8 protein-coding genes are annotated in these 14,010 nt (G+C 60.0%); 4 read left to right on the top strand and 4 right to left on the bottom strand.

Annotated features, from left to right (window positions below):
• The first annotated feature begins 61 nt into the window (after positions 1–61).
• A complete protein-coding gene (locus tag R3C19_22865; protein ID MEZ6063198.1) occupies positions 62–832 on the top strand; it encodes a hypothetical protein in 771 nt (256 codons plus the stop codon).
• Between the two features lie 47 nt (positions 833–879).
• Here R3C19_22865 and R3C19_22860 read toward each other — a convergent pair whose 3' ends face one another.
• Together R3C19_22860 and R3C19_22855 are read right to left on the bottom strand one after the other, a co-directional pair.
• Positions 880–2,190 (bottom strand): MFS transporter, encoded by a 1,311-nt coding sequence (locus R3C19_22860; GenBank protein ID MEZ6063197.1) that lies wholly within the window; start codon positions 2,188–2,190, stop codon positions 880–882.
• Positions 2,191–2,205: 15 nt separating this feature from the next.
• A complete protein-coding gene (locus R3C19_22855) occupies positions 2,206–2,967 on the bottom strand; it encodes a creatininase family protein (GenBank protein MEZ6063196.1) in 762 nt (253 codons plus the stop codon).
• A 452-nt stretch (positions 2,968–3,419) separates the two neighbouring features.
• On the opposite strand from R3C19_22855, the gene R3C19_22850 reads away from it, so the two are divergent.
• Complete coding sequence (locus tag R3C19_22850) at positions 3,420–9,233, top strand: ATP-binding protein (protein MEZ6063195.1); 5,814 nt, start codon at positions 3,420–3,422, stop codon at positions 9,231–9,233.
• Between the two features lie 225 nt (positions 9,234–9,458).
• Here the strand turns inward: R3C19_22850 and polX are convergent, their stop codons facing one another.
• Both polX and R3C19_22840 read right to left on the bottom strand, forming a co-directional pair.
• Positions 9,459–11,168: a DNA polymerase/3'-5' exonuclease PolX gene (gene polX, locus R3C19_22845; protein MEZ6063194.1), complete on the bottom strand. Its 1,710-nt coding sequence runs from the start codon at positions 11,166–11,168 to the stop codon at positions 9,459–9,461.
• Positions 11,169–11,214: 46 nt separating this feature from the next.
• Positions 11,215–12,216, bottom strand: a complete 1,002-nt coding sequence (locus tag R3C19_22840; GenBank protein MEZ6063193.1) for a sugar phosphate isomerase/epimerase family protein — start codon at positions 12,214–12,216, stop codon at positions 11,215–11,217.
• Positions 12,217–12,798: 582 nt separating this feature from the next.
• On the opposite strand from R3C19_22840, the gene R3C19_22835 reads away from it, so the two are divergent.
• Together R3C19_22835 and R3C19_22830 are read left to right on the top strand one after the other, a co-directional pair.
• Positions 12,799–13,383, top strand: coding sequence for a hypothetical protein (locus R3C19_22835; protein MEZ6063192.1), 585 nt, complete (start codon positions 12,799–12,801; stop codon positions 13,381–13,383).
• 134 nt (positions 13,384–13,517) lie between these two features.
• Positions 13,518–13,868 carry a hypothetical protein gene (locus R3C19_22830; protein ID MEZ6063191.1) on the top strand — a complete coding sequence of 117 codons (351 nt, stop codon included), beginning with the start codon at positions 13,518–13,520 and terminating at the stop codon, positions 13,866–13,868.
• Positions 13,869–14,010: the final 142 nt, after the last annotated feature.

Raw genomic sequence — 14,010 nt, 5'->3', positions numbered from 1 at the left:
CCATCCCCGCAGGACACTTCCTGTCCGCCATATTCACGGTCTTCCAATCAGGATTCGCTCTGTGAAGCTCGCCTATCTTGTCGAAGTCACTGCGCTGCTCTCGGCCCACAGCCGTCTGCTGATTGAACAGGCACGGCCGATTCCGAATGTGCTGCTGGGTGACTACTACATTCGCTCCCGCAACCGGTTCAATCGCTGGATGCGGGATTTGAATGATCTGGAAAGCTGCGTGCAGATTCGAGATCCGCTGCACCTGATCGGGCTGAGTCCCCTGAGGCCGCCGATTCAGTCGCTGACCGAACAGATTCTGATCAACGATCTGGTCAATCGCGTGTGGACGATCATGCTGGCCGCCTGCGACCGTCACCGCCGCGAAGACCGTATCGAACCGCTGGCGAACAATGTTCATCGCGGACATATGACCGTCCGGCACAAGGCGCTGGGCATCTGTCTGAATGACAAGTCGCTGACGTCTGAACAACTGATTCACATCGACCGGCTGCGGTCATCGACGGAACGCTGGTCAGACCTGCTGTCGTGTACTCTGATGGCCGAATATGACCTGTGGAGCTACGCGTTCGACAAAGTTCGATCGCGGGAATTTTTCCACGATCGTTTTCAGCAGGACAGTCTGGAATCCCGCAGTCCGGCGTGGACGCTGATTCTGGCGGGACTGCGGCACAGCTTTCCCGATGTCGACGGCCTGGCAGCGCCGCTGCACGAAGACGACCGCGCCATCATTCGGCTGATGCTGGACTGCTTTCCGAAGGATACTCAGGAAATGGCGTTCTGGTCCGGTCCGGCGATGGCACGTGCTCAGGTAGTGACGTAGCCGGCCTGCGCGTCGGGCGCTCAAGCTCTGATCTGAGCCTGAAACCGTCACGCGACGGCCAGAGCCGGCCTTTCGCGCGGCCACAACAGCCACAGCGCGACCAGGCCAATCATCGGAGCCAGGCCGACCATCAACAGGCCCAGTTCATAGCTCTTGTGTTCCTGGATGTATTTGCCAAGGTACATCTGCCACGTGCTGGACACGATCCATCCGGCCGCCGCCAGCAGTCCGCTCAGCGAACCCATGTGCCGTGCCGACAGTTCCTGCGTCAGTGAATAGTAGAACGGATGCAGCCCCAGAATTCCGGCTCCCGCAATCAGCAGCAGTGCGATCATCAGCCAGCCGTTGCCGGCATACGGAACGAGGGCTCCGCAGGACGTCAGCAGCGCGAACGCCAGGAATCCGGCGACGCGCGAAGCCTGGACCGTCATCCCGCGGCGTGCCAGCCAGGCAACCAGGATACCCGACAAGATGCAGCCGACGTCTGCGGAAATGAAATACAGCGACATCAGTCCGCGAGTCGCCTGCTTTGAGTAACCGTGATGGTCCTCCAGGAACAGCCCCAGCCACGCTCGCAGAAACTGCCAACTGATCGTCAGTGTTCCCACAATCAGCAGCATCACGACAATTCGCTTTGCGAAGTCCGCGTGCCGGGCGTGATCCGGCGTGAGTGTCACCTCAATTCCGGCCGAGTTGTCAGTGACGCGATCGGTCCTGGTTCCGGACAGGCTGCGTCCCTTAACCAACGCGAACCAGACGGGAATCCACAGCAGGCCCGCCACGCCGATCGACCAGAACGGGAATTCCCAGGGCTGACCGGCCCGTTCCGCCGCTTCGATGTACAGCGGAACCGTGACGGCTCCGATGGAAGCGCCGCTTTGCAGGATGCCGTTCCCCAGCGTTCGACGACGTTCGCCCAGTATCGCACGAACCGTCAGCAGTGCGCAGGGCCAGTGGCCGGCTTCACAGACTCCCAGCACGATGCGGCATATCAGCAGCCATCGATAGACAGCCGTGCCGGGTTCGTCCCCCGGACTTTCCAACAGTCGAAGGACCCACTCCTGGCCAGCCATCGAAGTCGCGATTCCGGCCAGTGACCAGCCGGCCAGCACGATGGGATACAGATAACGCGGTCCGAATCGGTCGGCCAGAAACCCGAACAGCAGCGACCCGAAGGCGAAGGCATAGCCGAAGCAGCCTTCCACCATTCCGACGCGGTCTTCCGAAAGATTGAAGTCGCGTTTCAGCAGCGGAAACGTCACGGCCAGAGCCTGGCGGTCCATGTAATTCAGCATCGTTGCCAGCAGCAATACGAAGCAGACCGCCCAGGGCCACCACGAATCTTCATCGGTTTTCATAGGCGCGTGATGCTTTCAAAGATTCCAGTCTTTCCCGTTCCATGAAACGGTTCGTTCCAGGAACTTTGCGACCCCATTCGCAAAGACGTCGAACAGTGCTTCGCCCTTTTCCCGCGTAGCGGACGATGGATGGCCGATGTGTCCGGGGACGCTGCGATCTCGCATGGTCCATGCCCGGTAGCCCGGAGCCGCTCCTTCGCCAAACCAGACCTCCGGAACATCGCTGACATGGCCAACAACCAGTTCGGGCCGAATCGCCAGCATCATCGACGTTTCCCATTCGCACGCATGACCCATCTGGCTTTGAGTCAGTCCGGGAATGGTTTCCGACGGAGCTGCCGAATCCCAATAGGTCAGACTGGCCAGCAACAGATCCATCTCGTCACGTCGATCCTGCCGCAGTTCAAACAGCGCCTGCTGCGAAGGCGTGATGTTTCCGCCGTGTCCGTTGATGAACACGATCCGTCGAAAGCCGTGATGCAGAAAGTTGTCCGCGGCATTCTTCAGCAGATCCAGATACAGCCGCGGCGTCGCCGACATGGTGCCCGGCATATCCAGATGATGGTGAGAATTTCCCAGCCATTGCAGCGGAGCAAACAGCACGTTGTCGGCCACCGGCATCTGCTGCACTCGCCGCATGATTTCACCGAGCAGCAGGCTGTCTGTGAATACCGGCATGTGGTGTCCGTGCTGCTCCAGCGCGGCGATCGGAAACACGACCGGAGTCGCGCGATCCAGCGAATCGACGGCTGGCCAGGAAAGATCAGTGAGGTTCATAGGATGCAGTCTCCGGAAGTTCTGCAGGACGTTCAAAAGCGACGATCAGTTGTATCAGGTCGCTGCCGTCGGAAGCTACTCGCACGAAATCGAACCTCGATTTCCGGACAACGCGGTGAAGTGGAACTGAGTCCGGTCTATGGCAGCCGAAACACGCCTGATGCACGGTTCAATCAGAATCGAGTTGGCAGAACAAATCCAGCATCGCACTCACCGCTACGTTCAGAATCCTGTGACGCCTTGCGGTTGAAATCCGGAAGTCTCGGCTTCAAATCGCAATTTTGAGAGCAAGTTCACGGCCGGCGTCAAAGTCGATTTTCGAGCGACATTTCGCAGGATCGGGCGAAACCTGCTGGGGCATCGCCCCCCTGAACTCGAATCCCCCTTAGGGATGCGGACCCCGGCGTTTAATCGGACCTAGGTTTGCTTTGCTGCTTGCATAGGCACTTCTTATGTCCGAGAGAAACTCGAGAATCTGGTCACACTATCAACCGGATCCCATCGTCTGCGACTACGGCGCGTTCCGTTCGCTGACGGGGATCGATGCGGGCGGACAGCGTGTATGTGTCCATGAAGTCCCGTTCAGCGACAGCATCCCGGCCGCGATTCGAATGCGGCTGCACTACGAAGTGGCCCGGCTTTCTTCCGTGGTGCTGGATCGCGTGGCGACTCCATGCGATTTCGAATTCGACGATCACGTCGGCCGTGTTGTGTGTCCGCTGTTGTCGCTGCCAACACTGGCGGAGCGGCTGGCCAGAGGCCCGTTGTCGGTCGAGGAAACGCTCAGCATTGCCGACGACGTATTTGAGGCTCTGGAGGGACTTCACGCACACGGCCTGATTCGAAGATGCCTGCTGCCGGCGGATATCTACATTGACCATTCGAACGGCCGAACCAGAGCACTGCTGGCCGGGTACAGTCCAATGGCAATTCTGCAGGGGCTGACGAACGAAGACGGAGTCAGCACGTTTGCAACGTACGCGTCACCGGAAGCGCTGGGAGCGCTGGAAGAAGATGTGAAGGCCAGCGCCGACCTGTATTCCGCGGGCATCGTGCTGTTTGCCTGCCTGACCGGACACGCACCATTTTCGGCCGAACAGTCCAGTGACCTGCTCTTCCGTCACATGACGTCGCCGGTTCCGGACCTGACGGAGATCAATCCCGCGATCCCGCGATCGCTGAACGACATTGTTCAGCACCTGCTGCTGAAACATCCGCGAGACCGCTATCAGTCTGCCGCGGGCGCTCGATACGACATTCAGCAGGTTCGCGAAATCCTGCGCGGAAGCGGTCCCGTCAGCTTTGTCGCCGGCACGATGGATCGACGTGAAACGCTGATCGAACCGGCTTACGTCGGTCGCACCGAAGACGTTGCTCTGCTGGAATCCGAACTGCGCGCAGTCGCCGACGGCGTCAGCAGCGCTGTGCTGATCACGGCTCCGTCGGGAGTCGGCAAGTCGCGATTGATGTTGGAAATCTCGCGCACGGCGGTCGCGCACGGTTTTCGAATCCTGCGTGCTCAGGGTCACGATCACATCGGCCTGGCTCCCCTGGCATCACTGCGCCAGGCCCTGCTGCAATGCGTTGAGATCGTTCGATCTGACGCTGCACTGCGACAGCGTCTTCGATTGGAATTGTCGGAATTCGCGAGAGAACTTGCGGCCGTGCTGCCGAGTCTCGTCGAAACGCTGGAACTTCCCGTGCCGGAACACGACGTCGAAGATCTTTCGGATCGCGGCATCGCGGTGACTCTGGCGACATTTCTGGGTTCGCTGGGTTCCGAAGACGCCCCGGTGCTGCTGCTGCTGGACGACGCTCAGTGGGCCGACGACCTGACGCTGACCATGCTGGAACGCTGGAACCTGACTCAACCACGGCACACGATGCTGGTCGTTGCCACGCGACCGTTCGACCGCCTTGCCGATCGTTTACACGGAAGCCTGAACTGCCGAGCGGAACTCACACTCGGGCCGCTGAATCGCGATGAATCCAACAAGCTGGCGGAATCGATGGCGGGAGATCTGCCGGCGGAAGTTCTGGATGCCGTCTGGAAAATCTCCACCGGCAATCCGTTCGCCGCGTCTGCTGTTCTGCGAGGACTTGTCGAAGGGCATATCCTGACACCGTCAAACACCGGCTGGCAATTCGACCAGGAACGGCTGCTTGATCTGCAGATGTCCGGCGAAGCAGCGGAAGTACTGAAGCAGCGGATGGTGCGCCTGCCGGAAGAATCACGCAAACTGCTGGCCGTTGGCGCCGTCCTGGGAAAGACGTTTTCCATCGAGATGGCTTCGCAACTGGCCGACATTCCCCGCGAACGCGTCGTTGAGCTGTTGCTGGAACCGCGGCGAAATCACCTGATCTGGGAATCGGTCACCGGATGTTCGTGCTCGTTCGTCCATGACCAGATTCGCGGCGCGGTCATGCGAACACTGACGGCGGCCGCCTGCCAGTCCATTCATCAGCGTGCGGCGGAATACCTGCAGCAGCACGAACCGGACCGCATCTTCGATATCGCTTCGCATTATGATGCCGCCGGCCGCGCGGATCTGGCGCTGCCGTTCGCACTTCAGGCCGCGCGGAGCGCTCAGCGACATCATGCTCTGGAGGCCGCCGAGCAACAGTATTCGATCGTTCTTCGCAGCGCCCGGGTCTCCGGGGAAGAACCGGACGCATCCGCCCTGCACGGACTCGGCGATGTCCTGATGCTGACGGGCCGCTACGACGAAGCGGAACCGCTGCTGGAAGCCGCGATTCGACGCGCCGATTCTCCCGTCACGCGGGCACTGGTCACGCTGAAGCTGGGTGAGCTGGCGTTTAAACAGGACGCGAAAGACCGCGCCGTGCAGCTTTGGGAATCCGCGCTGAAGAGTCTGGGAGGCCGTCTGCCGACGAAGTGGTGTCTTCCGTTTTGCTTCCTGCGGGAATTCTTCGTCCAGGCACTGCATACGCTTCTGCCGCGACAGTTCACGTCGCGGGTCGAAGGCGAAGCTCCGCTGCGCGATCGCCTGATCTGGCGACTGCACAGCCGGCTTGCCTACGGCTATTGGTACCTGCGCGGCAAGCTTTCCGTGCTGTACGTACACCTGCGAGGCATGAATCTGGCGGAGCGATACCGGCCGACCGCTGAACTTGCTCAGGCTTACTCCGAACACGCTCCGGCCATGAGCCTGATTCCGCTGAACCGGCGCGGGATTGCTTATGGCCGCCGGTCCCTGCAGATTCGTACCGAACAGGACGACATCTGGGGTCAGGGTCAGTCGCTGCACTTTCTGGCGATCGCACTGTATTCCGCGTCGCAGTTTGAAGAATGCGTCGACGTCGGCCGCCGCAGCGTTCGCATACTGGAGCGAGCTGGTGACTTCTGGGAAAAGCATATCGCTCAGTATCAGGTGGCCGCGTCGCTGTACCGGCTGGGGCGACTGTCCGAGGCCGTGCAGCTGGCTCGCGAGGCGTACGAATCCGGACTGGCTGTCGGTGACGATCAGGTCTGCGGCAACATCATCGAAGTCTGGGCTCGCGCGGCGAATGGTGACCTGCCCGCCGAGGTCGTGCAGCGGGAACTCGCCCGGTCGCGCACCGACGTGCAGGGCATCACGCACGTCCTGCTGGCTCAGGCCGTGCAGATGATGGGCGATGAACATCCCGGAGAAGCGGCTGCTGTTCTGGATCATGCCATACGGACGGCTCGGCAAGCGGGGATTGACAACACTTACACGTCGCCGCTGTACGCATGGAAGGCAACAGCGCTGCGGTGCCAGTTGGAAATGGAATCACCGCTGACGCGCCAGCGACGACAGCAGATCATCAAAGCTCATCACCGCGCCGCGCGCTGCGCCGTCCGTGTTTCTCTGCGATTTCGCAATGAGCGTCCACACGCATTAAGAGAACTGGCGTGGGCCTGCGTCTTTCGAAACCGCAATCTGCGAGCAGTGCATCTGCTGGAAAACAGCCTGCGTGTCGCCACGTCGCACTCCGCCGCCTACGAAATTCTGCAAACAGAAATTCTGCTGCATCAGATTCGTTCGGAAATCGGCTTCGAAGATGCCGCCGGAAAACTCGATCAGGCGCGAAATCGGCTTACCGCATTTCGTGACGAACAGCTTCCGCGAAGAATGGTCACGTCGCTGTCACTGGTGGATCGCTTCGATTCGCTGCTGGAATCCGGCCGAGAAATCGCGTCCACCATTTCACCGGAACTGATCTTCGACAAGATGGTCACGGCTTCGCGCCGACTGCTGAGAAGCGATTGCAGCCGCGTGATTCCCATCGACGAAACCGGCCAGCCGGTCCCCGCGTCTGTTCCCGCACGGCAGTGGATTCTGAATGCCATCAAGTCGCGACAGGCAGTGGCCGCCGACGCAGCCGGTACGGATTTTCGATCACTGCTGGCCTGTCCGGTGCTGGTCCGCGGCGAGGTCGTTGCCTGTTTGGTTGTCAGCAATTCCGAAGTCCGCGACCTGTTTGGACAGAACGAACTGCGAATCGCCAACTATGTCACGACGATTGCCGGCGCCGCCATGGAAAACGCCGAGGGCTTTCGTGAACTGAAGGAACTCAATATCAATCTGGAATCAATCGTCTCCGAACGAACTTCCGCAGTCGAAGCGCGGTCGCGGGAACTGCAGCAGACGGCCGACCACCTTCGCAGCACTCAGGCGCAGTTGGCTGCCGCTCGCGATGCCGCAGAAACTGCCAGCCAGGCAAAGACCGACTTCCTGGCTCACATGAGCCACGAGATTCGAACTCCCATCGGAGCTGTGCTTGGCTTCACAGAGCTGCTGCTGCAAAGCGATGAGCCCCTGTCGGCTCAGCAGCGACAGCACCTGCAGCGAGTTCACAGCAACGGAAGTCACCTGCACGGGTTGTTGAACGATCTGCTGGATCTGTCACGGATTGAAGCCGGAGAACTCACGATCGAGTCACTGAAATGTCCGCCGTATCGGCTGCTGCATGACGTCCTGGCGGCCCTGCAGTCGCGGGCGATTCACAAGGGCCTGCGCCTGTCACTGCGCGTGACCGGCCGCGTCCCGGAAAGTATCGTGACGGACCCGACGCGACTTCGGCAGATCATCACCAACCTGGTCGGCAACGCTATCAAGTTCACCGAAGAAGGCGGTGTCGACCTGTTTGTGGAAACAAGCGCTGACGAGAGGCTGCTGAAGATTCTTGTGCAGGACTCCGGAGTGGGAATCGATCCCGCCGCGCAGCAAGCTGTCTTCGAACCGTTCCGGCAGGCGGACGATTCCGTGAACCGAAAGTTCGGCGGCACCGGGCTGGGCCTTTCCATCAGCCGAAAACTTGCCCGCGCGCTGGGAGGAGATATCGAACTGACAAGCGAACCGGGGGCCGGCAGCACGTTCACGGTTTCGATCTCAACCGGCGACCTGGACAACGTCCGCCTGCTGACTCCCGGCGAAGCAGAGGCGACACTGCATACCGAACGCCGCGAAGCACGGCGCACCGCCGACCTGTCCGGAACCCGGATTCTGATCGCCGACGACGTGGAAGCAAACCGCGAACTCTTTTCGCACGTGCTGCGAAGCGCCGGCGCGGAGTGTGTTCTGGTTGACAACGGTGCCAGGGCGATCGATCGGGCGCGTTCCCGGCACTTCGATCTGATCCTGATGGACATGCGGATGCCGGAAGTCGACGGCTACACGGCGACGCAGCAACTCAGGAAGGACGGCATCACAGTTCCCATCGTCGCCCTGACCGCCAACGGCATGGACGAAGATCGCCGACGATGTCGCGAAGTCGGATGCTCCGGTTATCTCACCAAGCCGATCTCAACATCTGATCTGCTGGCTGCGGTGGCAAAGAAACTTCGGCGAAAAACAGAAGCCGTCGCAGACACCGCGCCTGCCGCTTCGACTGCGGAGAATGCCGGTCAGCGAATGCCGCGACGCGAAACGAAGCGGCACGAACAGCCGGCCCGCCGGAAAACGAATGCCGCGGCTGGTCTGCCCGCCGACCCCTTCTTCCGCGACCTGGCACTGCGGTTCGTCGTGAAGGTGCAGCAATCCCTGCCGTCAATTCTGGAAGCCCTTGACCAGTCCGACACCGAACTTCTGGCGGACAAAGCTCACTGGATGAAAGGCACCGGCGGAAGCGTCGGACTGCCGCTGCTGACGGAAATCGGCCGGGAACTGGAATCTGCCGCCATCGCCGGAGACCTTACTGCGGCTTCCGTCCTGACGGGCGAAATCACATCGTTCCTGCTGTCACTACAGCCTGAACTATCTGAAGCCAGCGTGCTTGCGTAATCGTTCCGTCGACCTGCATGGTGTGCTGTCTGGCGTAAGCCGATGAATGCAGGTGTCCGCCCGAATGCATCGGCGCCGCGTCTGTGAGGACGGCCTTCAGGAAGTGAATCGTGATGGCAGGATGTTCCGGACTGCCAAACAGCCGCTCGACCACATCGTCAACCGTCGGCTCGATACCGATGGACATGTCAGGATTCTTCCTCGCGAGCCGGAGTACCGGTGCGGCTACTTCAGAAGCTTTCGAAATGCCGCCAGGGTCCTTGTGTTGGCCACGTCGTCACTGGTCAGTCCGGCTCGCCGCGCCTGATCGACGCCGAACCGCAGCACGTCGAAGCCGTTGACGCTGTGCGAATCCGTGCTGATCACGATCGGAATCCCCAGTTCCTTTGCGGCCGACGCGTTGATTTCATTCAGATCGAGCCGTTTGGGATGGGCGTTGATCTCCATCATCGTGCCGTGATCGGCGGCCGCTTTCAGCATCTCTGTGATGTCGATGTCTGCTCCTTCGCGTTTGCCGACCAAACGACCTGTCGGATGACCGATGATGTCGACGTGAGGATTCCTGATCGCACACATCAGTCGCTTCATGATCTTCTGCCGTGGCTGCTTCAGACCATAGTGCAGCACGGCAACCACCCAATCAGCTTCTGCCAGCACATCGTCGGGAAGATCCAGTGTGGCGTCTTCCAGAATGTCGCATTCGATGCCGCACAGGATTTCAATGCCTTTGACCTGTTCACGAACTTTTCGAATTTCCTGCCAGTGTTTTCGGAGGCGGTCGGCGTCCAGGCCGTTCGCCATGGAGACTCGCTTGCTGTGGTCGGTGATGGCGATGTACTTCAGTCCGCGGGCTTTGGCGGCTTCGGCCATTTCCAGAATCGTGGCGGCGCCGTCGGAGGCCGTGGTGTGCATATGCAGGTCGCCGCGAATCTGATCGACGGTCAGCAGATCGGGTAGTCCGCCGCCTTCGATGGCTTCGAATTCCAGGCGGTTTTCACGCAGTTCCGGAGGAATGTACGGCAGATCGACCGTGGCATAGACGTCTTCCTCGGTCGCGCCGGCAATCTGTTCGCCGTCCCGAAACACGCCGTATTCATTGATCTTCAGCCCGCGATCCTTCGCCCGTTGCCGAACCACAACGTTGTGTTCCTTCGACCCGGTAAAGTACTGCAGCGCCGCACCGAACGAGGAATCCGGCACTACGCGCAGGTCCAGTTCCATGCCGGTCGTCAGCCGAACTCGCTGCTTGGTGTCACCTCGCTGCAGAACCTTCTCCACCAGCGGGTGCTGTGCCAGAGCGTCCATGGGAACCGACGGATCCGAGCTCGTGACCAGCACGTCCAGATCGCCGCAGGTTTCCTTTCGTCGTCTGCAGCTGCCTGCAACCGACGCCTGCGTCACCTGCTTCAGCTTCAGCAGGTCCTGTACGATTGCGTCCGCTGCGGCGCTGGCGTCGGCGATGGAAGTACGTGTTCCTGCTTCGGCGGCCTGATCGATGTTTTCCAGAATCGACTGTTCGGTCTTCTTTCCGAAGCCTTTCAGCGCCGACAGTCTGCCGGCAGCCGCGGCGGCCTTGAGTTCGTCCAGTGACTGCAGGCCGAGTTCGTGGAAGAACACCGCCACTTTTTTCGGACCAACCCCCGGAATGCGCAGCATGTCGACGACGCCGGCGGGCACCTGTTCCTTCAATTCCTCCAGACCGGAATGCCGGCCGGTGTTGACGATCTCCTCGATCTGCCTGGCCAGGTCGGCGCCGATTCCGGAGTATTCCTTCAGGTCGCCGTGCTGTTTCACGATCGCCGCAAACGATTCGGCTGTGGCCGCGATCGTGCGGGATGCGTTGCGATAGGCTCGCACGCGAAACGGGTTGGCTCCCTGAATCTCCAGCAGATCCGCGAGCTGATCGAACACGGAAGCGATCTGGTCGTTCTTCATATTCCTGTCTCTGGCGCGAACGAACCTTGCGGATGAGTGTTCGGCGTCACTTCAGCCCCAGCATCCGATCCAGCGAATCCGCCGTCTGGTGGATCAGTGCTTCGGGGAAATGCTGGTAGGCGTGGAAGTACTCGAACGTCAAGTAGCCGTCGTAACCGACCTGAGCAAACGCATCCAGCACGGCCGGCCAGTTCGTAGTGCCGTCCAGCAGCGGACGGAAGGCTTCCAGCGAATGATCCGTGCCCTTCTTCGTGTATTCCTTCAGGTGAACATTCCGAATTCGACGACCCAGCAGCGGAATCCAGTGTTCAGGAAACTGGTATTCCATGATGTTTCCGGTGTCGAAGTGGACGTTGACAAACTCACTGCTGAAGCTGTCCACGAAATCAATCATCTCAAACGGAGACAGCAGGAATCCGTTGAAGAAGATGTTCTCCATATTCAAAGAAACACCCAGTTTTTCGGCACCGGGCAGAAGCTGCCGGACAGCCTCGCGGGCTCGCTTGTCGCAGACATCGTTGGGAGTCGGGTCGTGGTCGGCACGCCACGGCATGTGAACCGCTCCCGGAACAACCAGCAGATTTCGAGTCCCCAGATCGTGAGCCGCCTGAGTCATCATGCCGGCCAGTTCCAGCCCGCGAGCTCGTTCGGCCGGATCGTTGCTTGTCAGCGGATAGGGCCAGAACAGAAACGAACAGACACCGCTGATAGCGATCCCAATGTCTTCCGCCATTCGCCGAATGGCCGTGAATTCCTTCGTGCCGGACTTCGGCGAAAGCTCGCTGTCCAGATCGTAGTTCAATTCAATGCCGTCGAATCCGGCGTCTTTCGCAAGCTGCAGGCACTGCTGCAGAGTCATTCGGTCCGGATAAGGAAACGCCCACAGGTTAATCGACTTCTTCATGTTGTACTTTTTCGCTGGAACCGCAGGCGCCTGGGCCGAAGACGCACCGGCAGCGATCACCGCGGAGCCAAACGCGGCATACGACAACAACTGGCGGCGACCGATCGAAGCCGAGCCCGATTGAGGAAGCATGGGCGAAGTCATGAGCATAAGCCTTTCGATGGACAGTTGACGAACGCCGGATTGTGACCGGCGAACCTGTGTTTGTCACCGGAGCCGACTCGACCGCTGCGCGTATCGCGGCGGCGTCCGGCTGAAGAGGCTTCCTTCGTCACAGAAAGCTGTCCCGGACGAAGCGCATTCGGCCCGTGCCGCGGCGAGATGCCATTCGGCGAATCCTGCCGGTTGACCGGCGGATCGTTAAACGCCGAAGGTGTCACCGATGAAACGTGATGCCGTGTTTCGGGACGTTCCACCCCGCGTTTGACGATCTGTCAGCGTGGTTTCCGTCCGTGCGACTGATTTGTCCGGTAAAATCCGAACATTCTCACAAGTTACCCAATCGGAACGATCGATACATACAAAAGACACCCATCCGGGTGCTGTGCGGGTATCGCTCGCGTAGACCGGTGAAACATCTGACCTGCGGAGTCAAGCCGCAACAGGCATTTCAGCGGGCCGCACGGGCAGAAGGATTCATCGCGAATTGCGGGAAGCTGGCGCGGCCAGCGGGACGGTTTGATTCATCAGGGCATTCGCCCACAGTTTCTGTCAGGGATGAATAAGATGCAGACGTTAAGCAGGCATCTACGACGCTGGGGCGTGCTGACTGCGATCTGCCTGGCGACCACTTTGAACAGTGGATGTACGCTGACCGGTGGCTTCGCCGCAGTTCTGTGGGAATACATGGTGTTCTGGGAAACACTGCCACCCATGCCGATCAGCGCCTATCAAAGCCAGCGCATCGAAGACCAGCTTCACGAAGACGAGTTCTACAACCGCGTGCCGGTGCTGGATCCCGTCGAAGGCGAAAACGCTCCGATCTTCTGCATGGATCCTCCCAGTGACGACCAGGTGATTCGCGCACTGCCCGATGATCCGGCCGGCGGGTTTGCCTTCCTGCAGGAAACTCATCGAAACAACGTGCGAATTGTCGTTGAACCGATCGTCGATCGACTTGACGAATGTAAGGTCTATCCGCTGGTCGGCCCGGCTCGACTGCACCATTGTCACTACAAGTGCACCGTCTACTACGACAAAGTCATTCGTTCCTACTGGCCGATCCCGTTCACTCACACGGATCAGACCGAAGAAGTCGTCTACATCGACAAGGATCATCTGATTCGCTGTGCCGGTCCGGCGATGTACTGAGAAATCCGATGAACTGAATACACCTGTGATGTGTCTCCTGTAGAGCAGCGACCCGGTACCGTAGTGGTATCGGGTTGCTTTATGCGCTGATCTCCGCTGTCATGCTGCGCTTGTGCGATTTGCGGGAAATTTGCATGACACAGCGGAGATCCGGCTCAGTGATATCGGTTGTGTGTGACGGCTGGTGGGAACAGGACGGTTACGGGCGACAACCGATGCAGAACCTTCGGCTGCAGTTCGACGGGAACTCTGTTCAGGGCCAGGGCTGCGACGTGGTCGGCGCTTTCACGCTGCGCGGAACAGTCGACGGAGCAGTCGTCACACTCACAAAGCAGTACATCGGTGCCCATGCGGTTTCGTACATCGGCACGTTTGACGGTGAAGGCACGTACCGCGGCCGCTGGGCAATTCTTGGCTTCGGCGGCGACTGGATGATTCAGGTCAAATCCGCGGACGGTGAATTGACGGAAATTCTGCCCGCGTAGAGCGGCGGTGACGGCGGCCGCGCGTCTCGGCGCTGTTCGCGCGATGCGATGGCAGAATCCGGGCGATCGGACGCAGCAGAGCCCCGGCGATTGCATGAAGCGGAATTCTGGCGACATGCGGGCTTGTTTTGCGGGCGGTTGT

The organism is Planctomycetaceae bacterium (assembly GCA_041398785.1).
Classification (GTDB): Bacteria; Planctomycetota; Planctomycetia; order Planctomycetales; family Planctomycetaceae; genus JAWKUA01.
Note: the sequence above shows the minus strand (reverse complement) of the source record. Positions and strands in the feature narration are given on the sequence as shown.